We start from the raw sequence: 24,277 nt of genomic DNA on the forward strand, positions 1-24,277 counted from the left end.
CCTGGAGAGCGGCCGCGGCGCGGACGGGAGCCTAACGAAATTCCCGCAGAGAGGCGCGGCCGATCGCGCGGAACCGCTGGAAGACGCGGAGCATTTTTAACGCCCCACGTAGCGGCGCCGCGCCGGGACCGAGACGAGCACCTCGGAGCGCGACGCCGGCGGCGGGACGCGCTCGCCGTCGTGGAGCACCATCGCGGTCAAGCGCCCCCCGTAGACCGCGCCCGTGTCGATCCCGGTCGCCCACGCGTGCATCTGCGGCTCGCTCCGCGCGTTGTGGCCGAACACCACGTGCGGCGGGCCCTGGTACGTCTGGCCCCACAGCGTCTTGCCCCCGCGGCGCTCGACCGGCTCGCCGTAGCGGCCGAGGCAGCGCACGTACATCAACGTGTGCGGATCCTGTCGCTCGATCGGCAGCCCGGGGATCAACCCTGCATGGACCACACGGAGCCCGTGCTCCGGCAGATCCAGCCAGTACGGCAGCGTCTCGAGCCACGCCCAGTCCCGCTTGCGCAGCTGCTGCGCGGTCTCCTTCGAGAGCTCCCCCAGCGGCTCGCCGCGAGGATCGCTCCGCCCAGCACGCCAGCGGAGCAGCCGATCCTCGTGGTTGCCCCGCACCGAGATCGCGCCGAGCTCCCGGAGCAGATCGAGCGTTCCGCACGGATCAGGCCCGCGCACGATCAGATCGCCGACCATGACGACCCGATCGCCCGATACGAGGCCCACGTGCTCGATCAGCCGCGCCAGCTCGTCCCGGCAGCCGTGAACGTCACCGATGATGATCGTGCGCGGCATCGCACACCCAACGTAGCAGGGACGCCCGTTCCATGGGGGGCGCCCTGGCCCGTCCCGGCGGACGCGGCAGGGCCGCGCGGCCCCGCCGGCGAGCGCCACGCGCCGCCGCGCGCCGTGATCGGAATTTTACAAGCAATTCAGGAGAGTTACGCGCCGGCCACCCGGACGGCGCCGCGCGGGGCCCTGGTCAGGCGCATTACGGGGAGTCGATCTTGGCGCGCTTCGGGATCACGACGATCCCGCCCTCGCTGACGAACCACTTCTTGCGGTCCTCCTCGAGGTTGAAGCCGATCTCGGCGCCGGCGGGGATCTCGACGTCCTTGTCGATGATGCAGCGGCGGAGCTTGACGTGGCGCCCGATCTTGACGTCCTCGAACAGCACGCACTCCTCGATGTGGCTGAAGGAGTTCACGCGGACCCGGTTCGAGAGCACGCTCCGGTGGATCCTGCCGCCGGAGATGATGCACCCGAGCGAGACCAGGCTGTCCGTTGCGATGCCGACGCGCGCGTTCGCCTCGTCGCGAAAGACGAACTTGGCGGGCGGGTCGTGGCTGATCCCGGTCCGGATCGGCCAGCGCGGGTTGTAGAAGTTGAACGCCGGCTGGATGCTCACGAGATCCATCTGGGCCGCCCAGTACGCGTCGATCGTCCCGATGTCGCGCCAGTAGCCCGCGCCCTCGTCCTCGCCGGGGACGCGGTTCTCGTGGAAATCGTAGACGTAGACGCGGCTGCCGCTCTGGACCATGCGCGGGATGATGTCGCGCCCGAAGTCGTGCGCGCTGTCCTCGGTCGCCGCGTCGTGCTCGAGGACGTCGAGCAGCGCCTTCGTCTTGAAGATGTAGTTGCCCATCGACGCGAGGCACATGCCCGGCCTGCCGGGCATGCTCGGCGGATCCTGCACCTTCTCGTGGAAGGCGAGGATGCGCCCCGACTCGTCGCACTCGATGACGCCGAAGGCCCGAGCCTCCTCCTTCGTCACCGGGATGGCGGCGACGGTCACCTCCGCGTCGCGCGTCAGGTGTTCGTGCAGCATCTGGCGCACGTCCATCTTGTAGACGTGGTCGCCGCCGAAGATGCAGAGGTGCTCGGGCGACTCGTCCGTGATGACGTGCTGGGTCTGGTAGACGGCGTCCGCCGACCCCTTGAACCAGCTCTTGCCCGTGCGCTGCTGCGCAGGGACGGTCTCGATGAAGCTGTCGAGCATCGGCGACAGGCGCCAAGCTCGGGCGATGTGCTCGTCTAGCGACGCGCTCTTGTACTGCGTCAGGATCTTGATGCGGTGCAGCCCGGAGTTGACGAAGTTCGAGAGGACGATGTCGATGATCCGGTACCGGCCGCCGAACGGCACGGCCGGCTTCGCCCGATCGTGCGTCAACGGGCCGAGCCGGCGGCCCTCGCCGCCAGCAAGGATCATCACCAAAACCTTCGAGGCTTCGAAAGCGGTGCGCAGGGTCGTCTCGCGCATGGGACGGAGAGGGTACTCGATCGATGTTGCCATCGCGAAGAGCGGAAACACGTCCTTCGCGTATTCGAGGCAACCCCGGGACCGGGAGAACGCCGCGGAGACCCGCGCAACCCGGCCTGGCGGCGCCGGGCGGAGCCCGGGCGGGTCGCGCCGCGCGCCTCGCCGAGCCCGCCTCTCGCGCCCTCCCGCCCCCGCGATCGGGCGGCGCCGGCAGCGGCCCGTCGCGCTCTACCGCCCTCCGCCCGCCCTCCGCCGCGCGCCGATGCGCGACGAGGCTCGATGAAGAGAGGGGGACGTCTCCGTTTCTCTTTACGATCGACTCGCGGCCGTGTTAGCCGTTTCCGCCGTCGCGCGCGCATGCGAGAGGCGCCTGACCCGCACGCGGCGCACCGCTGTCCGAGGGCTATTCCAGCGCTGGATCTTTCCTGCTGGAGGTGCCCGTCACGCTGACCTTGGAGATGCCATGAACGCCCGATTCGGTCGAACCCTCCTCGCCGCCATCCTCCTCGTCGCGTGCACTTCAGGGTGCGGAACGGACGAGCAGCCCTACCAGGCAAAGCCCGCCTTCAGCGGCCGCAAAGCGACCCTGCCCGCGGTGCCGACGCTGCCCGCGAAGAACAAGAAGCAGGGCGACGCTTACACGGTCTGGGGCGTCACGCACGACCTCCGGAGCCGCGTCCACTTCGAGGACGTGAACGGCAAGAAGCTCTCGATCGTCGGCTACATCGTCAAGACGAACCTCGCGGAGGCCCCCACCTGTGCCGTGCACAAGACGGGCAAGGGTGACCCGCCGGACTGCAAGGCGCCGGTCCCCAGCTTCGCGATCGCCGACGAGAAGGGCGAGACGAAGGACATGGTCGAGGTCATGGGCTGGGCCTCGAACTTCGCGCAGATCTACAGCATGATCGAGGCGATCGACAAAGCGCCGCGCGGCAAGGAGGGCGAGGCGAAGCTCACGGACGAGTTCTGGGGCCAGGAGCTGCCGAACCCGATCCCGGCCGTCGGCGCGAAGGTCAAGGTCACCGGCACCTACGGCGTGACGTTCACGAAGTCGACCGGCGGCGCGGCGGCCAACCCGAAGTACGGCATCCTGTCCGCGGAGCAGATCGAGTACCTCGAGCCGCCGCCCGAGAAGGCCACCCTCCCCGGCATGAAGCGCAAGCCCTGACGCGGCCGCTGGCGGCGGCCGTGCGCCGCCGCGCCGCGCCGCTTCACGTCAGGATGGACCGGATCCCGCTGCTCGGCTCGGTCGCCGCCGACTCGAAGACGGCATCGACGAGCAGCCGCCGCGCCGACTCGTCGTCCGCTTCCCGGCGATCGACGCGCACCAGCGACGCCGGCGCCTGACGGGTGATCGCGTCGAACACCTCCCGATCGAACCGGTACAGCTCCTCCCCCACGATCACGGCGTACAGCTGCGACGCCGCGCTCGTCGCCCGGAGCGAGCGCAGATCGCACTCGCGCACCGTCACCCCGAGCCGGGCCCCCGCCTCCCGGCACACGGCGACGAGCTCGGCAGGACAACCGGCCACGATCACGAGCGGAGCGGGCGGAGCGCTCGGGACCACGGCCTTGCGCGGCTTCGTACCGTCCTCCATAGACGCCTCAGCGTAGGCCACGAGTCGAGTACGCCGGCAAGGGAATTGTTTCGTCAGGCACCACCGGCGAGCCCGTCTTTCTTTCCGCGCGAGACAGCGGCGATCAACGCAACCCCGCTCCCTGCTGGATGTGCCACCCCCGCCCCTCTGCCACGCCGATGAAACGGATCCGCCCCGACCGCTCCATGTCGTCGACAAGCTCCTCCGCCTCGAGCTGCGAGATGTCGATCCGGTCGCAGAGCACGTCCCGGAACCGGGTCTTGCCCTGCACGTAATCCTCGTCGATCAGCGGACCGAGCGAGCTCGCCAGGATCTCGGCGGCCAGCTCGAGCGCCACGACGGGCGTGACAACGGTCTCGGCGGTCGTGCGGACGCTCTCGTCCGTCGTCTGGACGGCCGCGTCGCCCATCGTGACGCTCGCGTCTCCGGTGATGAGGGTGCCGTACTCGACGGTGCTCCGATCGGTCGTCATGACTCCACCTCGTCCGGGCTCGGGCGGGTCCGGATGCCGCGCCCGCGCCAGGCTTCCTTCCTCGCTCATGGAGCGCGGGAGGCCCGAGCGGAAGCCGAGCGGAGGCGGAGACCGAGCGGAAACCGAGCGGAAACCGAGCGGAGACCGCGCGAAGACCGAGCGGAGACCGGGCGGAGACCGGGCGAAGACCGAGCGGAGGCCGGCACCGCGAGGACGCCTCCCGGGACGGCGATCCTGGCGGCGATTTCAGGCGGCAACCCGCCGAAGATCAGGGAAGCTACCGCTCCTGCCAGGCCCATCGCTCGAGGGGGAGGCCCTGGGCCACGAGATCATGATGTCGTCCCGCGAGTACTCCCCATCACGCCCCAGCCGCACGGGGGCGGCGCGCACGCCGATGCCCCGCGCGCGGGGGCTGATCCCGTTCCAGCTCGTCGGTCGGGTGCTGCTCCACGCGATCCTCGTCGGCGTCACGGCCGGCATCGCCGGCTCGCTGTTCTTCGCCGCCCTCGAGCTCGCCGAGCACGAGCTCTTCATCGCGGTCACCGGCTACGAGCCGCTCCGCGCCAAGGGCGAGGCGGTGCTCTCGAGCGCGCGCGTCGGGGCGTTCCGGCCCTGGCTCGTCCTTGTCCTGCCGGCGTTCGGCGCCCTCGTCGGCGGGGTGCTCACGACGGCGCTCGCGCCCGAGACCCGCGGAGGCGGCGGCGACGCCTTCATCCGGGCGTTCCACCACCTGGACGGCAAATTCCGCCGCCGCGTCCCCGTGGTGAAGGCGCTCGCCTCCATCTTCACGCTCGGCTGCGGCGGCGCCGGCGGGCGCGAGGGGCCGACGATGCAGATCGGCGGCGCGATCGGCTCGATCATCGGGCGCGCCCTCCGGGTGGACACGCGCGAGCGGCGGATCCTGCTCATCGCCGGCGCGGCCGCGGGCATGGCGGCCGTGTTCCGGACGCCGCTCGGGGCCGCGCTCCTCGCCGTCGAGGTGCTGCACCGCGACGACTTCGAGGCCGACGCGCTCATCCCCTCCATCCTCGCGAGCGTCGTCTCGTACTCCGTCTTCATTTACTTCTTCGGCGAGTCGACGCTCTTCGCGCACGCGCCCCGCTACCCGTTCATCCCGAGCCACCTCCCCCTCTACGCCGCGCTCGCGCTCGTCGTCTCGCTCGTGGCCACGGTCTTCCTCCGGACGCTGCACGCCGTGGAGCACACGGTGCACCGGATCAACCTGCCGCCCTGGGCGAAGCCCGCGCTCGGCGGCCTCGCGCTCGGCGCGCTCGTGACCCCGCTGCTCATGCTCCTCGGGCCGCGCTTCGACAGGCCGGGGCAGGGGTTCGGGATGCTCGGCGCGGGGTATGGCGCGGCCCAGATCGCGATCACGGGGGCCGCGTGGCTGCCGGGCGGGTGGACCGCGGTGCAGCTCCTGCTCGTGCTGCTCGCCACGAAGATCGTCGCGACCTCGCTCACCGTCGGCTCGGGCGGCAGCGCGGGGGACTTCGGCCCGTCGCTCGTGCTCGGCGCGCTCACGGGCGGGGCCTTCGGGCGCGCGGCGGAGCTCCTCCTCGGCGACCCGCGCATCGACCCCGGCGCGTTCGCGCTCGTCGGGATGGGCACGTTCTACGGCGGGATCGCGCACGTGCCGATCGCCTCGCTCGTCATGGTCTGCGAGCTCGCCGGCAGCTACGACCTGCTCGTGCCGCTCATGCTCTGCGAGGGCATCGCCTTCGTGGCGCTCCGGCACAGCACCCTGTACCGCGCGCAGGTCGCGACCAAGCGCGAGTCCCCGGCGCACCGGGGTGAGCTCATCGTCGACGTGCTCCGCAGCATCCGCGTCGCCGACATCGTCATCCGCAGCCGCCCGTTCGTGTCGTTCGAGGCGCGGACCCCCGCCTCGATCGTCGTCGAGCGCATCGCGGCGTGCGAGTGGCAGGACACCTTCCCCGTGCTCGCCGAGGACGGCAAGGTCGTCGGCACCATCGACGCCGAGATCCTCCGCGCCACCGCGACGAGCCCCGAGCTCTCGGGGCTCGCGATCGCGCACGACATGATGGCGAGCCCCGCCTCTGTCAGCGAAGCGGAGGACCTGCACCACGCGCTCCAGGTGCTGCTGGAGCTGCGGGTGCGAGAGCTCCTGGTCACCGACGCCGAGGGCAAGATCGTCGGCATCCTGGACGAATCCGACGTCACGCGCGCCTACCACGACGCGACGGCGGAGCTGGAGAGCGCGGGCAAGTAGGAACTCCGGAACAGGCGACCAACGACGACGCTTGGCGGACGCTCGGCGCGCTCGTCCTGGAAATTCGGGAATGGCCAGCTTTCCGCGCACGCCCATGACACGCGGCGCGACGCGCGCGTGTCATGGGCGTGCGCGCGCGGATGTCCCGGTCGCGCCGCGCGCCCGATCGTGGTTCGGGCGTAATGACGCAAGCGTGCGGCCCCCACCGCTTTCGGGAGTCTCCCGAGCTTTCAATCTTGGATTCCACGCAGCGACGGAACGGAGCGCGTGGGGAATACTCTCGTTCATCCGGAGAATTCGGGGTCCGGAGAGCGCAGGGGAGAACGGCATGCTGGTCGATACGCTCGGAGGTCGGACGGTGCGGCGCAACGCAGAAGTACGAACACGATCGAGCGCGCCGAACAGCCGCGCCAAGCTCGTGGTCGTCGTGGACGACGAGCCGAACATCCAGGAGGTCGTGAGCATGATCCTGGAGAGCGAGGGCGGCTACGAGGTGCGCTGCGCCTCGAACGGCGAGGAGGCGCTGGCGTTGCTCGACCAGATCGCGCCGCCGGATCTGCTCGTCGTCGACATCATGATGCCGGTGATGGACGGCTGGGGCCTGCTCACGGCGCTCCGGCACAACGAGAAGACGGCCCGTATACCAGTCATTGTTTCATCCGCGTCTTCAAAACATGACGCGACGAGCCTCGGTGTCGCTCGGGTGCTGCCCAAGCCGATCGACTACGACGCCTTCCTCGCCGCGGTCGACGAGCTCACGCGCTCCAGAGAGCGGCAAATCCTCGACGCCGAGTAGGCCGAGTCGATCGGCCGCCCGCGCCGCCCGCGCCGCCCGCGCCGCCCGCGCCACTGCCTCCATCGCGGCAGAAACCGCAAATGGCCCATGGACCTCCAGGGCCGTCCAGCGGTAGCTTCACTCCAGTGTTGTTAGAGAACCCGGGTGCCGGCCTCTTCGCCGGCTACACTCCCCTCCCCGGCGCCTACGACGAGCTGTTTGGTCGAGACGGCGCTCCTCGCCCCGAGTTCCTGCGCACTGCCACGCTCCTCGGCGCGCTCGCGCCGAACGAGTTCGCGCGCGCGCAGCAGCTCGCGGAGCTCGCCCTGCTCAACCAGGGCGTCACCTTCTCGGTCTACGCGGATCAGCGCGGCGCGGAGAAGATCTTCCCGCTCTGCCTCATCCCACGGATGCTCTCCGCGGCGGACTGGGCCCACATGGAGCGGGGCCTCGAGCAGCGCGTCCGCGCGCTCGGCCTCTTCCTCGACGACGTCTACGGGGACCAGCGCATCCTCAAGGAGGAGCGCGTCCCCCGGGACCTCGTGCTCGGCTCCGGGCAGTACCTGAAGCAGGTCCACGGCCTGCGGCCCCCGGGCGGCGTGCGCATCCACATCGCGGGCGTCGACCTCATCCGCGATCCGGCCGGGACCTTCCGGGTCCTCGAGGACAACCTCCGCACGCCGTCCGGCGTCTCCTACGTCCTGGAGAACCGGCTCATCAGCAAGCGCGTCCTGCCGCACCTCTTGGACAAGGCGCGCGTGCAGCGGGTCGACCACTACCCGGCCCGGCTCGCCGAGACGCTGCGCTCGGTGTCGCCCGCGAGCCCGAGCGGCACGAGCGCCGTCGTGCTCACGCCGGGGCCCTACAACTCGGCCTATTTCGAGCACAGCTTCCTCGCGCGCACGATGGGGCTCGAGCTCGTGCAGGCCCCCGACCTGTTCGTCGATCAGGACCAGGTCTTCGTCCGGACGACGCGCGGCCCCCGCCGGGTCCACGTCATCTACCGCCGCATCGACGAGGCGTTCCTCGACCCCGAGGCCTTCCGCCCCGACAGCCTGCTCGGCGTGCGCGGCCTGATGCGCGCCTACGCCGCCGGCAACGTCGCGCTCGCGAACGCGCCCGGCAACGGCGTGGCGGACGACAAGGCCGTGTACCCGTTCGTGCCGGAGATGATCCGCTACTACCTCGGCGAGGAGCCGGTCCTCGAGCAGGTCCCCACCTACCTCTGCATGCGCGACGACGACCGGCGCTACGTGCTCGACCACCTCGACCAGCTGGTCGTCAAGGCGGTCGACGAGGCCGGCGGCTACGGCATGCTGATGGGGCCGCAGTCGACCGCCGCGCAGCGGGACGAGTTCCGGGCGCGCGTCCAGGCGACGCCGCGCCGCTACATCGCCCAGCACCGGGTCGAGCTCTCGACGAGCCCCACCTGGGACCCGACCGCGAAGACCGCGGTCCCGAGGAGGCTCGACCTGCGCCCCTACGTGCTGACGGGCCGCGAAGGCGCGTGGGTGCTGCCCGGCGGGCTCACGCGCGTCGCCCTGGTGGCGGGCTCCTATGTCGTCAACTCGAGCCAGGGCGGGGGCTCGAAGGACACCTGGGTCCTGAAGGGCCCAGGCGAGGGCGCGCAGCGCACGCCCTCGATCGGCGGCTCCGACGCGAGCCCCGCCGCCGCGAACAACGACCCTCCCGGCGCCGCGCCGGGACCTGCCCCCCCGGAGGCCCCGTGATCTCCCGCGTCGCCGATCACTGCTTCTGGTTCGGCCGCTACCTCGAGCGGACCGAGAACATGGCCCGCATCCTCGCCGTCACGCAGAACCTCGCGCTCGACGCCGAGATCCCGGCGCACCAGTGCTGGCTTCCGGTCATCATCGTGGCCGGGCAGAAGGCGCACTTCGGGGCCGAGCACGGCGAGGAGGCCGCGGCCGACGGCGAGCTCGTGCAGCGCTACATGAGCTTCGACGAGGACAACCCGACGAGCCTCCGCCGCTCGATCTCGGCCGCGCGCTGGAACGCGCGGTCGATCCGGGAGGTCGTCAGCCTCGAGGTGTGGGAGACCGTCAACGAGCTCCACCTCTGGGTGAACAGCGACGAGGCGCGGGAGGAGTTCAGGTCGAGCCGCTACGCCTTCTACCGGCGCGTACGCCAGCTCACACAGCTCTGCCTCGGGCTCACGCAGAGCACGATGCTCAACGACACGCCGCTCGATTTCATCTGGCTCGGCGTGCTGCTCGAGCGGGTCGGGCAGACCGCGCGCACGCTCGACGTGCACCACCACGCCCTGACCCACCTGCCGCCGCCGCCGCCGTCGGAGATGAGCGCCCAGGCGCAGGGCGCGCTGCGCAGGCAGCACCGGGTCGTGGAGACGGCGCTCTGGCTCTCGCTCCTCCGCGCCTGCTCCGGGTTCGAGCCGTTCATGAAGCTCAACCAGGGTCACGTGAGCGAGCAGGCTGTCGCCCAGTTCCTCCTGTACGAGCCGCGCTTCCCGCGCTCGATCCGGCACTGCATCCACGCGGCGTTCGCGCGCCTCTGCGAGATCCGGCCGCCGGACAGCGTGGCGCTCCCCGGCGGCGAGAGCCTCGAGCGGCTCCAGCTCCTGCACCAGTGGGTGGCCGACAGGGCCACCGAGGCGTTCGACCCGATGGCGGTCCACGCGGCGCTCACCCATGTGGTCGACGAGACGGCGATGATCTGCGACGGTATCGGTCGCGAGCTGCTCGGTTACGGGCCGCCCGACAGTAGCCCCACGGTCACGAGCCAGTAGCCGCCAGAGTCGCCGACGCACCCATGCCGAATCTCCTCGCGATGTCGTTCGAGGGCGAGCTCGCCCCGTGTTTCGATCTCACCTGCCTGCAGCCCGGACGCAAACTGCCTGACGGCTGGGGCATCGGTTACTACCCCGGCGGCGAGCCGAGCGCCTCGGTGCTCAAGGAGCCGGCGCCGCCGCAGGGGAGCATCCGCAGCGAGCTCGTGAAGGCGTGGGAGCACCTCGAGTCGTCGCTGCTCGTGCTGCACATCCGCACGGCGACGTGGGGCAGCGTCAACGACGCCAACACGCAGCCGTTCAGCCGGAGCTGGGGCGGGCGCGACTGGCTGTTCGCGCACAGCGGCAGCCTCGTCGACCGGATCGAGGTCGATCCGAAGTCGCTCTTCCAGCCGGTCGGCTCGACGGACACGGAGCTCATCCTGTGCGAGCTCATGCGCTGGATGGCGTCGGAGAACCTCCGGAGCATCGGCGACATCGATCCGGCGGTGCTGCGCGACTGGTTCGACGAGATGAACGAGCACGGTCCCCTCACGACGGTCCTGGCCGACGGCCGCGATCTGGTGGTCTACGCGGATCGCGATCGCGAGGGGGACGCGTTCCTGTGGGAGGTGCTGCCGCCGTACGAGCGCCTCGCGTTCGGGGACGGCGATCTGGAGGTCGATCTGACGCGCCGGGGGGTCAAGAGCCGCAAGGGCGTCATCGTCTCGTCGGAGGAGCTCAAGGTCCACGCGGGCGGGCGGGCGGCGTCCTGGAAGCGCGTGCCGCCGGGGCACCTCGTTGTGCTGCGGCAGGGGGCGCTCCGGGCCACGGCGTCCCCGCGCACCGACCGGCGCAAGCCGTCGTCGTCCACGCCGCCGCTCTCGTCGCGCCCGGTGCGGCGCCCCGTGCACGCGGCGATCCGCCGCTTCCAGGTGGTGCACCGCACGTCGTACCACTACGCGACCGCGGTGGAGCGCAGCACGCACCTCCTGCGGCTGACGCCTGCGCACGACCGGCTGCAGACGCTGCTGCACAACGAGATCGACGTGTCGGTCGAGGGCCAGCAGCGCGAGTACGACGACGTCTTCGGCAACCGCGCGCGGCGGGTGCTGCTCGACACGCCGTTCCATGATCTCGTCATCGAGTCGAGGTCGCGGGTGGAGATGCTCGACACCGATCCGCTGAGCTTCCGCCCGCTGCGCGCGCGGTCGACGATCCCGCTCGTGTGGATGCCGTGGCAGCGCCAGATCCTGCAGCCGTTCCTCCTGCCGCCGGAGCTGGCCGAGAGCGAGCTCGCGGAGCTCAGCGAGTACGCGATGACCTTCGTGGAGCGGAACGGCTACGATCTGCTCGACACGCTGCTCGACCTGAACGCGTCGATCTTCGAGGAGTACGAGTACAAGCAGGGGTCGACCAACCTGTTCACGACGGCGTTCGACGTGTACGCGAACCGCCGCGGCGTGTGCCAGGACTTCACGAACCTGTTCATCTGCCTGACGCGGCTGCTCGGCGTGCCGTCGCGCTACGTGTGCGGGTACATCTACACGGGGCCGAAGCACGAGAACCAGCGGCAGAGCGAGGCGTCGCACGCCTGGGTCCAGGTGTACCTGCCGGAGATCGGGTGGAAGGGCTTCGACCCGACGAACGGGATCCTGACGCAGACCGATCACATCCGCGTCGCGGTCGGGCGCAACTACGTGGACGCGACGCCGACCTCGGGCACGATCTACGTGGGTGGCGGGGCGGAGCGCCTCGCGGTCGACGTTCGGGTCGAGCCGATCGATTGATGACGGGGCGCTGCGATGGAGAGGGCCTGAGACTCCCTCATTGTGCAGCCCTTTCCAGCGAGAAAAATTGAACAGGGAGGCGGGGAGACAGGGAGTGTCTTGAAGATGTCCCTCCCCGCCTCCCCGCCTCCTTGTGAATCTCCCGAAGAGCTTGAGGGGATGCCTCAGGGAGAGGGCGGCGGGCTCAGGGCCGCGTGGCGATCCAGTAGAGGAGCGCGGTCCGGCTGAGGCCGTCGTCGAGCTCGGTGAGCGCCTGCGCGTCCTCCCAGGCCGCCTCCTTGTCGACGGTCGCGTGCGCCGCGATCAGGAACGCTTTCCAGGGGTCCTCCGCCTCCGCGGTGGTCTCCGAGATCACGGGCCACGCGTCCTGGACCCAGTCCTTGGAGATGAGCGACTCCGAGATCGGCGTGATCGGGAGCAGCTGGATCCCATAGACGTACTCGGGGTTGGGACCGAACCACGTCCCGAAGTCCGCCTTCGTGGACCAGAGCACGCCGACGGCGCCGTTGTTCTTGAACGGCTCGGGGTAGACGGTGCTGTCCGCGGTCACCTGCCAGTACGTCTGCGCCGAGGCCGTCTCCATGGCGAGCAGCACCCGGCCGAGGTTCTTCACGTCCTCGTTCTCGAGCGCCTCGCCGAGGAGCTGCATGCTGTACCAGGCGTTGACGGCCTCGGAGGTCGACTCCTGGTTGCGGCCGTCCGCGAACGGGAACAGCCCTGACGCCCACGAGTGGCCCCTGAACCAATCCATGTTGCGGAACGGCGTGAAGAACTTGTCCTTGGCGCTCGGGTTCGCGATGTCCCGGACGAGCCAGAGCGCCTTGTCCCCGTACTCCTCGCGCCACGCCTCATCGTTCTTGGCGAGCACCGCCGCCGCGTAGAGGAAGTAGCCGTAGTGGAAGTGGTGATCGTTGTAATAGCCCTGGCCGAAGTCGGCGCCCTGGTCCGTCAGGCCCTTGGTCGTCACGAGGCCGCCCCAGGTCGTGTCGTAGACGAGGGGGTTTTCGTTCTGGCCGTTGAGCCACGGGTTGATGCGCGACTTGAGCCGCGCCCTGAGCTCCTCCGCGAGATCGGCCTTGCCGACCACCTCGGCGATCTGCGCGAGGCGCGCGAGCTTCGCGATCTGCTTGCCCCCGAAATAGGGGTCTGTCCCGGCGACCGCCTCGTCGGGCATGAAGCCCTTGTCCTCCTCGAGGGCCGCGATGATGTCCGCGCCCCACTCGTCCGAGACGCGGCGCGGCGCGTCCCAGCCGATCGTGCTGAGCGGGTACTCGAGCTGCCAGCTCGCGCCGGAGATGCCCTTCATCTGGCCGATCACGGTCGGGTACGAGACGTCCGCCGCCTTGAACATATCGAGGTGATCCAGATGGTGCGGCAGCGCCATGGTCAGGAGATCGCCCTCGCCCTCCTCGCCCTCGCCCCCGCCCTCGGTCTTCCAGACGAGGCGCACCGTGGCGGTGTCCTCGGTGACCGAGGCCTCGATGTCGCCGCCGACCGGGATGACGGCGGCGTGGGCGTCGAGCACGGCCGCGGCGTTCGGCCCGGGGACGAGCGCGAGGCGGAGCGAGCCCTCATACGGCTCGTCCGCCGTCATGGAGAGGGCGTCCCACTCGAGGCTGATCTCGGGGAACGCATAGAGCACCCACTTCTGGCCGTTGTTGAGCGAGATCTCGAATCGGTCGCCCGTGACCGTGGTGGGGCTCGTCGACCCGCCGTTGACCTCGGTGATCGCCACGCCGTCGCCGGCGCGGACGGAGGGGGCGAGCCCGTCGTACGTGGCCGTCACGTACGGCATCCCGTACACGATGGGCGCCGTCATCGTGCCGCCCTGCGCCGCCCACTCCACGGTGACCGAGAGGAGATCGGCCGACTTGACGGTGTGGCCGGAGAAGGCCTGGCGCGCGCTGAGCGCGAGCTGCGTCAGGTCCGCCGAGGTGACGGTCGTGTTCTCCACCACGACGCCGGGCCGGGAGATCGACAGCGCCTGTCGGACCGCCTTGAGGTCGTACGGCGCGGCGTTGATCCGCTGATCACCCTCGCCGAGCGCGAAGTTCATCCAGGTGGCGTTCGTGGGGAGCGGGGCCTTGAGATCGGCCAGCACGGCGCCCGGCGCGAGCGGGTGCTCCGCCTCCGTGAACTCCGGCTCGACGTCCGAAAGCGGCTTGCTGCGGTCGAGATCCCACGTCTCGACCGGCACGCCGCCGGTGCCGCCGGTGCCGCCGCCGCCGCCTTCCCCCCCGCTGCCTCCGCCGCCGTCGCCGTCGGTCACCTTGGGCGGCGGCGCGTCATCGCCGCACGCGGCGATCGCTGAGAGGCAACTCAGCAAAGCAAAAGTCCGTAGCATCGGATGCTTCAACATCATGATCCAGCTCCCTCGCTCCCTCGCTCCAGCGCTCATCGCTCCACCTGCCCCGAAGCGGATCGAGAGATGAGCCCTGGTGTCGTGGTAGTTTCATCGATTTGCAAGCAACGGTACAGATTCTTTCATGAAGCGCCGGGCCCGTCCAGCTTGGCGAGCCCGCCGTCCCCGCGCCGGAGGCCCTCGCGATGCCATCCATCAGGCGATCGACAGCCCGCACGCCGCGAGTCGGCTATGTCGTTGTCCGACGGTTCCTGGTCCTTTATCGCGTCTTCGCGGGCGCCTTGGCGGCGCTCTTCGCGGGCGCCTTGGCGGCGCTCTTCGCAGGCGCCTTGGCCGCGCTCTTCGCGGCGCTCTTCGCAGGCGCCTTGGCCGCGCTCTTCGCGGGCGCCCGTGCTCCGGGCGCGGGCGGCGCCTCGCCTCTGCCGCCTCCGCGCACGAGCGCGAGCACCTCGTCCGCGTGTCCGTCGACCTTCACGGCGCTGAAGGCGTGCTTCACCGCGCGGTCGGGGCCGATGATGAAGGTGCTCCGGATGGTGCCCATCACCTTCTTGCCGTACATCGACTTCTCGCCGTAGACGCCGTAGGCGTTGTGCGCGGCGAGATCCGGATCGCTGAGGAGCGTCACCCCGAGATCGTACTTGTCCCTGAACTTCCGGTGGCGTTCGACGGAGTCGCGGGAGACGCCGAGCACGACGGCGCCGGCCTCGGCGAAGGCGCGCAGGGCCGCGGAGAAGGCCTGGGCCTCGCGCGTGCAGCCGGGGGTGTCGTCCTTTGGATAGAAGTAGAGGACGACCGTCTTGCCCGGGAAATCCGCGAGGCCCACCGTCTTACCGCTGTCGCTTTCGAGAGAGAAATCGGGGGCACGATCGCCTGCATTCACCATCGCTCGTTCGCTCCTTGTCCGCCCGGGCGCAGGGAGCACAGCCCCCCTTCCCCATCGGCGCGCACGATATCACGCGACGTCCCCGGCGTACCACATAGCGCCCCCCGGCCCGCGCCAGCCGTCGCCGCGCGCCGCGCCCAGGCGACGAGTCGGCGGGGCCTCGGCCCGGACGGCGCGGGCGCTCAGGGCCAGCCCGGATCCGGCTCGGGCGGAGCTTGATTCCGTCCGAGAGCGCCCGCACGACGACTGCGTTCCTCTCCCGGTTTCGCGCGCCCACGCACAGCCGCGGCGCCCGCCCCGCGAGGCGCGGCGCGCGGCGGCTTGGGTGGGAACACACGATCTCGAGGGAAACGCGAGGAGCCCGGTCGCGAAGAGCCCGGCCGGCGGAGCGAGGCAGGGGGGCGATCGAGGATCGATGTGAACCCGCGAACCGAACGAACCGCGCAGGCGACCGCGCAGGCAGCGGAGCGTCCCCGGGGCCGGCTTGCCCCCCCAGGCCAACCGAGGTACCCAAGGCACATTCGCAAGGCGCATGGCTGGCGTCATCGAATGAAATGGCATCAGCGCTGCTGGAGGAGATCATGACCCTGCCCGTCCCCGTGTACATCGTCGCAGCGGCCCGGACGCCGATCGGCGCGTTCCAGGGCGCACTCTCGCCCTTGCCCGCCCCCCGCCTGGGTGAGGTCGCCATCCGGGCGGCGCTCGAGCGGGCAAAGCTGTCTCCGGAGGCCGTCGAGGAGGTGTTCCTCGGCAATGTCCTGTCCGCCGGTATCGGGCAGGCTCCGGCCCGGCAGGCCGCCATCTTCGCCGGCATCCCGAGCAAGGTGCCGGCCACCACCGTGAGCAAGGTCTGCGGCTCGGGCCTCCAGGCCGTGATCTTCGGCGCGAAGACGGTGGCGCTCGGCGACGCGGACGTCGTCGTCGCCGGCGGCATGGAGTCGATGTCGAACGTGCCCTACTACCTCCCGCAGGCGCGCTCCGGCTACCGCATGGGCGACGGCAAGCTCGTGGACGGCATGATCCACGATGGCCTGTGGGATCCGTACGGCAACTTCCACATGGGCACCGCGGGCGACGCGTGCGCCAGGGAGCACGGCTTCTCGCGGGAGGCGCAGGACGAGTACGCGAAGGAGAGCTTCCGCCGCGCTGTCGCGGCCCAGCGCGAGGGGCTCTTCGCCGCGGAGATCGCGCCCGTCTCCGTCCCGCAGAAGAGGGGCGACGCCGTGATCGTGAAGGAGGACGAGGGCCCGCCCGCCGGCAAGCCCGAGAAGTTCGCCTCCCTGAAGCCCGCGTTCCAGAAGGACGGGACGATCACCGCGGCCAACGCGTCGTCGATCAACGACGGCGCGAGCGCGCTCGTGCTGGCGAGCGAGCGGGCCGTCAAGGAGCACAAGCTCACGCCGCTCGCGCGGATCGTCGGTTATGGCGGCGCCGCGCAGGCGCCCGAGTGGTTCACGACGGCGCCGGCCGCGGCCATCGCGAACACAACGAAGAAGCTCGGCATCCCGACGGACCAGATCGACCTCTTCGAGGTGAACGAGGCGTTCGCGGTGGTGGCGCTCGCGGTGAACAAGCTCTCCGGGCTCGACGCCCAGAAGGTCAACGTCCGCGGCGGCGCGGTCGCGCTCGGCCACCCGATCGGCGCGAGCGGGGCGCGCATCCTGACGACGCTGCTCTTCGCCATGAAGGACCGGAACGCGAAGCGCGGCCTGGCCACGCTCTGCATCGGCGGCGGCGAGGCGCTCGCGGTCGTCGTGGAGCGGTGATCCGCCCGCAGCCCGTCGGGCCCGGCGTGCGCGGCGTGGAGGCCTTCCCCGCGCGCACGCCGACCCTGCCGCCCGCGACCCACACGAACAGCTACGCGCTCGGCGGCGGCGAGGTGCTGCTCGTCGAGCCGGCCACGCCGTACGAGGACGAGCGCCGCGAGTGGCTCGCCTGGGCGCGCGGCTTCGCCTCCCAGGGGCGGTCGCTCGTGGCGATCGCGGTGACCCACCACCACGCCGACCACGTCGGGGGCGCGCGCTTCTTCGCGGCCGAGCTCGGCTTGCCGGTCTGGGGGCACGCCGAGGCGGCCCCGCGCCTCCCGGGCGTCCCGCTCGCGCGCCGCCTCGCGGACGGGGAGGTGGTGCGGCTCGGCGGGCCGGAGCCGACGGCGCTGCGGGTGCTGCACACGCCCGGGCACGCGCCCGACCACCTCTGCTTCCTCGACGAGGCGCAGGGCGCCCTGGTCTGCGGCGACATGGTGGCCGGCGAGGGGACCATCCTGATCGATCCCCGGGAGGGCGACATGGCGGAGTACCTCGCGCAGCTCGATCGGCTCGCGGGGCTCGGGGCGCGGGTCGCGCTGCCGGCGCACGGCGGGCCGATCGGCGCGCCGGAGGCGCTGTTCCGGCGCTACATCGCGCACCGGCTGGGAAGGGAGCGGCTGGTGGTCGCGGCGCTCGAGGCGTCCGGCGAGGCCGGCTCGGCCGGCGCAGGCGGCACGTCGGCAGGCGGCACGTCGATCGAGGCGCTCTTGCCGGTCGTCTATGCAGACACAGCGCCGCTCATCTGGCCGCTCGCGCGGCTGAGCCTCGAGGCTCACCTGATCAAGCTGGAGCGCGAAGGGCGGGTGGCGCGCCGCGAGGACCGATGGCGGCGCGCGGCGGGGACGGGCGCCTGAGCGCACGGCCGGGCGGAGCGGGGTCACGTCGTGGAGGCGTCGTCCTTGGCGCGCCGCGCGTCGCGGCCTCGAGCACCGCCTCTCCGCTCAGGACGCGCGCGGCAGCTCGACCCGGAACACCGAGCCAGCGCCTGGCTCGCTCTCGACGAGGAGGCGGCCGCCGTGCGCCTCGACGATGCGCTTCGCCACGGCGAGCCCGAGGCCCGTCCCCGGGATCGCGCCCGCCGACGCCTTGAGGCGCTGGAACGGCTCGAAGAGGTGCGCCAGATCCGCCGGATCGATCCCGACCCCGCGATCGCGAACCGCGATCTCGGCGCGGCCGCCGCCGCCGTGGACCGCCACATCGACCTGACCGCCGGCGGGAGAATACTTGAGCGCGTTCGACAGGAGGTTGTTGAGCACCTGCTGGATCCGCGTCGCGTCGCAGCGGACGAGGACCGGCGCCTCGGGGAGCGAGAGCTCGATCGGGTGCTCCGGCGACACCGGGCGGTAGAGCTCGGCTGCGTCCTGCACGAGCTCGCGCAGGTCGCGCTCCTCGACCCGGAGGTCGAGCTTGCACGCCTCGATCTGCGACGCGTCAAGGAGGTCCCCGACCATGCGCTCGAGGCGATCGACCTGCCGTCCGACGAGCGCCATGGTCCGCTGCACGCGCGGCTCCGACGGGGGGCCTCCGTCGTTGAGGAAGCCGACCGACAGCCGGAGCGCCGAGAGCGGGTTCCTGAGGTCGTGCGCCACGCCGCCGAGGAACGCGAACTGCGCCTCGCGCTGGCGCTCCAGCGACTCCGCCGTGCCGTTGAAGGCCCGCGCGATGTCCCCGAGCTCGCGCGGCCCGACGAGCGGCGCGCGCGCGGCGCGGTCCCCCGCGCCGTACCGGCCGATCGCCTCCTGGATCGCGACGACGGGGCCGTAGACGAGCCGCCGCGCGCTGATGAGGACCAGGGACGCGCCCGCCATGAAGAAGAGCACGGCCGCGAAGCCGGCGGTGGTCGCGCGCCGTCCCAGGCGCTCGATGAGCGCCTGGGACGCATGGGCCTGATGGAGGTTGATCTCGACCAGGCGGTCGAGGGCATCGAACGCCTCGTCGAAAGCGAGCAAATCGGTGGCCAGCGCCGGCGCGTCCGGCGAGGGGGGTGAGCCGCCGGCATCGCCGGCTCGACGCCCGACGAGGTATTCGTCGACGCGCCGCTCTGCGTCGACGAGCACGCCGCTCTCTTCCTGGCTGCTCACGTAACGGTGAGCCTCCGCAAGGCCCTCCCTTAGCTCGATCTCCCACTCGTGGAAGGTGGAGCTCGGCCCGCCGCTGGCGGACCCGGCGCCGCGGTGGATCTGATGTGCATCGCGGAGGAGGTCGATCTGCAGGCTGTGCACCAGGCGGACGCTCTCGATCGCGTCGCCGAGGATCCCGGTGGCCTGCTGCATGGTCGCCGAGGCGGCCATGAGCGCGGCGACCACGGCGATCGCCGCGCCCGTGAGGAGAAATGTCGCGATCCCGAGGAGCGCGCTCAGGCTCGGCCGCCTCGAGGAGCCGAGCTCTGGCGCGCGCTGCGCCGCTGCGGAGTCCATGGCGTCGATTGATCCGATTTCGCGTCCGAGGCAACTCGGACGCACCGCCGCCCCCCGAGCGGCGCGGCCCTCCGCGCTCGCCCGCGGGCGCGGAGGGTGGAGGCCGTCGATGTCGGGCCCGGCGGCGGCGCCGGCGAGCTCGGCTCAACAGCGCTGGCCGAGGATGGGCGGCGTCACGGCGCGGGCGTCACTGGCACGCCTGGGCGGCCGTGTTCCGGCGGAGCCCGCAGGCGAAGGCGCCGCCGCCGCAGCTGAAGACGCTGCAGTACTCGTGCACCTCCCTGTACCCGTTGGAGTAGGTTTTTACCTCGCAGTCCGCAGGGCTGTAGTCGCACACCTCCTGGCAGCGGATCGGTCCGGTCGTGCCGTCGTTCGCGTCCGTGCACGGCCGCTCGTCGAGCTGGGTGGTCGACGTGAAACCCACGTCCGCCTGATCATCCAGGTGCCCCGTGCAGAAGTGCGCGTCGGTGACGGTGCCCTCGAGATAGCTCCGGATGTCCGGCGAGAAGAAGGGCACCGGGTTCGGCGCCTTGTTGTCGGCGACGCGGCGGACCTCGAAGTGCAGGTGATCGTTGTCTGGCCAGTCCGACGATTCGCCGATCTCCTGCCCCGGGGCGACGAGATCACCCTCGGCGACAAGGCTCGACGCGGCGTGCCCGTAGATGACGTACACCGAGCCATAGCGGATCGTGAGATCGATCTGGGAGGGCGCGCCCCGGGCGGTGGGGTACCTGCCCGTGCAGGCGTCTGGCCCGGCGCACATGACCTTTCCATAACCGACCGAGTACAAGGGGCTGCGCGCCGGGACGGAGAAGTCGAGCCCGCTGTGGTTGCCGGAGGTGTGCGTGTAATAGACGGTCTGGAGCACGACCGAAGTGCACGTATGGCCGAAGTACTGCCCCATGGGCGGCGCATCCCCGTTCGGCATCGTGGTGGGGTGATTGCAGAACGTGGGCACCTTCGTGCCGCTGAGCTCGTCGCCGGGCCCCACCTCGCCGCAGCCGGTGGTCGGGTCCCCCCCGCCGCCTGCGCCCGAGACCGACGCGTTCGTGATGGTCGCGCCGTCGTCGTACAGGCTTGTATCCAGCTCGAGCGGGTACGTGGGCGCCGCGCTGCTCGTGTGGAACACGGCCCCGTTCTTCAGGTAGCGGACCTGGCCGCTCTGCACCTCGACGCGGAAGACGTCGCCGGCCTGGTACGTCCCGAAGTAGCCCTTCCCGTATCCCTGCTCGAGGATCTCCACGCCCCCGTCGGCGCGAAGGAGCACCCCGTGATCGATGTCCCAGAACGATTGGCTCTCATCGCCGTGGCTCAACCCAGCGATCTTGGTCCGGTCCGCCTCGTTCGTGGAGAACTCCACGAACCCGTCGCCGGCCTCGATCTGCTGGACCGACGAGGCGCCGGCGCTCCAGCCCCAGCCCGTGCCGCGGGTGAGGGCGCCGCCCGACACATGGACCTCGACGGCGTTGCTCCAGAAGGCGGTGGCGCCCTCTGCAGCCCGCGCGTCTCTCGCGCTCGCGATGGTGCTCCCGGCGGCGAGCGCCGCGAGGAGCGCGCCTTTGCAGAGCCTCCTCATGATGCGCCCGTCCTCCCGCGGCCCGCGACGAGCGCGGCGGCGAGGTATGCCGCAGGGTACCGGATGGATCTGTCGAATGCGTGATGAAGCACGGTGTCGATATCCTCTGGACATGGATCGTTGATGAGGATGAGAAGCCGCGCAGACAAAGCCCTTTGGCCAGCGCTCCGCCGCGGGTCGCGCGTCGCGCGGCCGTCGCGCGTGCGTCTCCGTTCACCAGCGCGCGACGGCGGCTGGCCCTGGCGCGCGGGAGGGCGCGGGGGCGCGGCTCGGGCGTGGCTCGACGGCCACCCCCGTTCCTACGCCGCGGCCGTCCGGCTTCTGACAGGCACCGATCCTCTTTTCCCGCGCGCGCCGCCGGCCCTACCCGGCGAGGGGCGTCGCCGGGCATGGCGGGGAGCGCGGGGGGCTGGGGAGGTGGGCGTGCTCCGGCCGGGCGGCGGCCAAGAGGCGCCCGCGCGGCGCGGCGCCGCCGTGTTATGTCGAGCGGCATGGCAGCGCCGCGCATCGCCGTCGTGGGTCACGTCGAGCACGTGACGCTCGGCCGCACCGAGGGCGTCCCCCAGCCGGGCGACATCGTTCACCTGCTCGACGCGCGCTTCCTGCCCGGCGGGGGCGGCGGCCTCGCCTTCGCGCAGCTCTGCCGGAGCGACGCCGAGATCCACCTCTTCACCGCGCTCGGGCACGACGCGGCGGCGCGCGCCGTCGGGGAGCGCATCCGCGTCGCGCCGGGGCGCGTGCACGTCCACGCGGCGGCGCGCGCCGTGGATCACCCGCGCGTGGTCGTCGTCGTGGACGCCGAGGGCCGTCGCACCATCGTCGTCACCGGGGCCCCGCTCCAGCCCGCCGCGACCGACCCGCTCCCGTGGTCGATCCTCGCGGGCTGCGACGCCGTGTACTTCACCGGCGCCGACCCCGAGAGCCTGCGCCTCGCGCGCGCCGCGCGTCGCCTCGTCGTGACCGCCCGCAGGGGCGCGGCGCTCCGAGCGGCGGCGATCGCCCCCGACGTGGTCATCGGCAGCGCCTCCGATCCGCGCGAGAACGCCCCGCTCACCGCGTACGACCCCTGTCCCGGCGCGCTGGTGCTCACCGACGGGCCGCGGCCCGTCCGCGTCCTCCGCCCGGGGAGCGCCGCGCTGGTCGACGCACCGCCCGCGCCGGACCGCGTCCTCGGCGAGTACGGCGCCGGCGACAGCTTCGCCGGCGCCCTCACCTACTATCTCGCCCACGGCCTCCCCGTCGAGGAAGCCTGTCGCCGCGCCGGACCGCACGGCGCCGCCGTGCTGCGCGGGATCGATCCGCTCGAGATGCAGATGGGGCTTATCGCGCCGTGACTCGGATCCACCTCTGCGGGGCGGGATCGCGGCGCTCGTTACCTAGAGCGACAAACGGGCTGAAACCACGAGAAAAGCAGGAATTTCACAGGGAGGCGGGGAGGCGGGGAGCGAGAGACGGCAAGAGGGAGAAATTCATTTTTTCTTCCTCCCCGCCTCCCCGCCTCCCCGTGAAATTCTCCGGGTTTCAACATGATTGATTGGTGTTCTAGATGCAACACCAGGGGTAGAGCGTTGATACAACCCATGTCTTGTCGTGCTTGCAGCGCATTGCCCCACCACAGTTGCCGCCCCCGGAGTCGTTCTCGCAAGCATAGCCGACAGCATCGCACGGTTCGCCTGGGCTGGCGCCCTCGCACGGAACGCAGCTCGCGTTGGCCCCGGAGCATCCGCCGCACGCCGATTGCTCCGTCTTGAGCCAGGCTGCCGGCCGCGCTGCGCAGCTGCTCTGAGTATCGTCGGGATCACCCTCATTGGCTTTGCATTCGAACACGAGGGCGCAATCGCCCGTCGTGTACGTGCAGATCTTCCCGATCTCAGGACACGCAGTCGACTCGACAAGCACCTCGCTCGGGCACCCGGGCGAAACCGTCGTCTCCCCGCTCGGCGCGCCGCCGGACCCACCCGCTGAAGCGCTCTCAGCGTCGAGGTCCACGTGCGAGGAACAGCCGATGAACAGGAGCACAACGAGGGCAACACCGACGCGAGAGAGGTGACGCATCCGCTCCTCCGGGCCTGCCCTCAGCAATCGCCGTTCCGCGGCCATCCTTGCCTTGTTTCATGCGGCTACTCGAGCGCGGGAGTTCCCCGCTGGCCCATGTTGGCACGCTTTGGCAGGCCCCCATGGCGCAAGGCTCTCCGCCCAGCCAGCGTGCTCCAGGTCCAGCCTGACCAGGCTGCCGGGCGGACGGCGCGGACTCCGCTTGCATGGCCACGTCGCCCCTGTCATCGCCGCCCCCCGCGCCTCATGCCGGCATCAGGAGAGCCACTCCGCGCGCGCACGGGCGACCTCCGCCGGGGCGCATCCCTCCTCCGGGGCGCGCAGGCGCTCCCATGCTTGCTCGATATAAGCGAGGCACTCCATGATGGATCCCTGCTTGCCGGCCTCCCGCGACCCGCTCGGGATCGCGCGCTCGACAGGGCAGACGGTGTACTGCTTCTCGTGATCGACGACGACGCGATAGGTGGCTGCGTCCTGCCGCTCTTCCTGGTTCATCTTCCCCTCCGCGGGTCGGCCCGATTGCGCTGCGGGGTCGCACCATAACCTCGGTCCCCGCGCCGTCGAGCCGGAATCTCCGAGCACGGATCGCAGGATCAGGCCGTCTCCGCCCGAGACGGCATCATGCCGGGATCGATGCCCGTATCACGAGATCACGCCAGCGAGACCGATGGCCCATGGATCCGCTCCCCCATGGTTCGACGCCTGACGCCGCGGGCCCTCAACGCGGGACGAGGCCACTGGACAGCGCCCCGTCAAGGCGAGCTCACAGGGGCGCCGGCGCGTCGACCTTCTTCGCGCGGCGCTTGGCCTCGGCCCGGCGCCGCCGCTCGTAGGTGCTTGTCGCCTCGCGCACGATCTCCGGCCGGTCCCGGAACACGAACCGCGCCGCCGCGCGCACCGTCGATATCCGCGCGCTCAACAGCCCGATCACCTTGTTGCGGAGGACAAGCGCCTCGCGCGCCTTCTCACCGAGCGCGGCACTCTGGGTGGGGTGCTCCCGGAGCGCGGCCGCGAGCTCCGCGGCCTCGTCGAGCATGGCCGCGTCGAACCCGCCGAGGCCATCCATCGCCTCGCGCTGGGGCGCCGCGAGGGCGGCGTAGTCGTCCAGGGCCAGCGCGAGCGCGTCGGCGGTGGACGGGTCGCCCGCGTGGGCCTGTCCGAGCTTGGCGAGCCTCGCGTCGTTCTCGTCCTCGACGCCATCGTCGAACAGCCACTCGAGCGTCGCGGTGATCTCGTCGAGGACGAGCTGCCCGCGCTCGAACGGGCTCGCCTTCTTCGGGTCCACGGCGAGCAGGTAGCGCGTGCCCGCCT

Annotated in this window: 19 protein-coding genes; 9 read left to right on the forward strand and 10 right to left on the reverse strand. The window is 71.1% G+C overall.

Translation table 11 applies throughout. From position 1 onward, the window contains the following. Positions 1-96: 96 nt before the first annotated feature. Both WMF22_RS38430 and glgC read right to left on the reverse strand, forming a co-directional pair. On the reverse strand, positions 97-792 hold the full coding sequence (locus WMF22_RS38430; protein WP_438032983.1) for a metallophosphoesterase: 696 nt from the start codon (positions 790-792) through the stop codon (positions 97-99). A 196-nt stretch (positions 793-988) separates the two neighbouring features. Next, entirely contained in the window at positions 989-2,257 is a 1,269-nt protein-coding gene (glgC, locus tag WMF22_RS38435; protein ID WP_438032984.1) for a glucose-1-phosphate adenylyltransferase, read from the reverse strand. A 463-nt stretch (positions 2,258-2,720) separates the two neighbouring features. Between glgC and WMF22_RS38440 the strand changes: the two genes are divergently transcribed. Continuing rightward, positions 2,721-3,425 carry a hypothetical protein gene (locus WMF22_RS38440; protein ID WP_437294920.1) on the forward strand — a complete coding sequence of 235 codons (705 nt, stop codon included), beginning with the start codon at positions 2,721-2,723 and terminating at the stop codon, positions 3,423-3,425. Positions 3,426-3,468: 43 nt separating this feature from the next. On the opposite strand, the gene WMF22_RS38445 is transcribed toward WMF22_RS38440, so the two are convergent. Then, entirely contained in the window at positions 3,469-3,855 is a 387-nt protein-coding gene (locus WMF22_RS38445) for a hypothetical protein (protein WP_437294921.1), read from the reverse strand. Between the two features lie 103 nt (positions 3,856-3,958). After that, entirely contained in the window at positions 3,959-4,327 is a 369-nt protein-coding gene (locus WMF22_RS38450; RefSeq protein WP_437294922.1) for a hypothetical protein, read from the reverse strand. A gap of 331 nt (positions 4,328-4,658) precedes the next feature. Between WMF22_RS38450 and WMF22_RS38455 the strand changes: the two genes are divergently transcribed. From WMF22_RS38455 to WMF22_RS38475, 5 genes are all read left to right on the forward strand, one after another. Further along, the gene (locus tag WMF22_RS38455; RefSeq protein WP_437294923.1) at positions 4,659-6,557 is read left to right on the forward strand and encodes a chloride channel protein; all 1,899 of its coding nucleotides are present in this window, start codon (positions 4,659-4,661) and stop codon (positions 6,555-6,557) included. A 328-nt stretch (positions 6,558-6,885) separates the two neighbouring features. Beyond that, entirely contained in the window at positions 6,886-7,353 is a 468-nt protein-coding gene (locus WMF22_RS38460; RefSeq protein WP_012239707.1) for a response regulator, read from the forward strand. Between the two features lie 80 nt (positions 7,354-7,433). Beyond that, a complete protein-coding gene (locus WMF22_RS38465) occupies positions 7,434-9,062 on the forward strand; it encodes a circularly permuted type 2 ATP-grasp protein (protein WP_437294924.1) in 1,629 nt (542 codons plus the stop codon). Continuing rightward, a complete protein-coding gene (locus tag WMF22_RS38470) occupies positions 9,059-10,096 on the forward strand; it encodes an alpha-E domain-containing protein (protein ID WP_437294925.1) in 1,038 nt (345 codons plus the stop codon). The genes WMF22_RS38465 and WMF22_RS38470 overlap by 4 nt, the downstream gene beginning before the upstream one ends. A gap of 23 nt (positions 10,097-10,119) precedes the next feature. Further along, positions 10,120-11,865 (forward strand): class II glutamine amidotransferase, encoded by a 1,746-nt coding sequence (locus tag WMF22_RS38475; RefSeq protein WP_437294926.1) that lies wholly within the window; start codon positions 10,120-10,122, stop codon positions 11,863-11,865. Between the two features lie 184 nt (positions 11,866-12,049). Here the strand turns inward: WMF22_RS38475 and WMF22_RS38480 are convergent, their stop codons facing one another. Both WMF22_RS38480 and WMF22_RS38485 read right to left on the reverse strand, forming a co-directional pair. After that, positions 12,050-14,191: a glucan endo-1,3-beta-D-glucosidase gene (locus WMF22_RS38480; protein WP_438032985.1), complete on the reverse strand. Its 2,142-nt coding sequence runs from the start codon at positions 14,189-14,191 to the stop codon at positions 12,050-12,052. A 295-nt stretch (positions 14,192-14,486) separates the two neighbouring features. Continuing rightward, positions 14,487-15,110, reverse strand: a complete 624-nt coding sequence (locus tag WMF22_RS38485; RefSeq protein ID WP_437294928.1) for a peroxiredoxin — start codon at positions 15,108-15,110, stop codon at positions 14,487-14,489. 581 nt (positions 15,111-15,691) lie between these two features. Between WMF22_RS38485 and WMF22_RS38490 the strand changes: the two genes are divergently transcribed. Together WMF22_RS38490 and WMF22_RS38495 are read left to right on the forward strand one after the other, a co-directional pair. Further along, positions 15,692-16,876 (forward strand): acetyl-CoA C-acyltransferase, encoded by a 1,185-nt coding sequence (locus tag WMF22_RS38490; protein ID WP_437301660.1) that lies wholly within the window; start codon positions 15,692-15,694, stop codon positions 16,874-16,876. Beyond that, complete coding sequence (locus tag WMF22_RS38495; RefSeq protein WP_438032986.1) at positions 16,873-17,772, forward strand: MBL fold metallo-hydrolase; 900 nt, start codon at positions 16,873-16,875, stop codon at positions 17,770-17,772. The genes WMF22_RS38490 and WMF22_RS38495 overlap by 4 nt, the downstream gene beginning before the upstream one ends. An 87-nt stretch (positions 17,773-17,859) precedes the next feature. Here the strand turns inward: WMF22_RS38495 and WMF22_RS38500 are convergent, their stop codons facing one another. After that, entirely contained in the window at positions 17,860-19,335 is a 1,476-nt protein-coding gene (locus WMF22_RS38500; RefSeq protein ID WP_438032987.1) for an ATP-binding protein, read from the reverse strand. Between the two features lie 187 nt (positions 19,336-19,522). Next, positions 19,523-20,911 (reverse strand): M23 family metallopeptidase, encoded by a 1,389-nt coding sequence (locus WMF22_RS38505; protein ID WP_438032988.1) that lies wholly within the window; start codon positions 20,909-20,911, stop codon positions 19,523-19,525. Between the two features lie 491 nt (positions 20,912-21,402). Here WMF22_RS38505 and WMF22_RS38510 point away from each other — a divergent pair, with 491 nt between their 5' ends. Continuing rightward, a complete protein-coding gene (locus WMF22_RS38510) occupies positions 21,403-22,245 on the forward strand; it encodes a PfkB family carbohydrate kinase (protein ID WP_438032989.1) in 843 nt (280 codons plus the stop codon). A 976-nt stretch (positions 22,246-23,221) separates the two neighbouring features. Here WMF22_RS38510 and WMF22_RS38515 read toward each other — a convergent pair. Both WMF22_RS38515 and WMF22_RS38520 read right to left on the reverse strand, forming a co-directional pair. Further along, entirely contained in the window at positions 23,222-23,461 is a 240-nt protein-coding gene (locus tag WMF22_RS38515) for an MbtH family protein (protein WP_012239717.1), read from the reverse strand. A 268-nt stretch (positions 23,462-23,729) separates the two neighbouring features. Beyond that, entirely contained in the window at positions 23,730-24,251 is a 522-nt protein-coding gene (locus tag WMF22_RS38520; RefSeq protein WP_437294933.1) for a hypothetical protein, read from the reverse strand. Positions 24,252-24,277 lie beyond the last annotated feature (26 nt).

It is taken from the genome of Sorangium sp. So ce204 (genome assembly GCF_051526795.1).
GTDB lineage: Bacteria > Myxococcota_A > Polyangia > Polyangiales > Polyangiaceae > Sorangium > Sorangium cellulosum_B.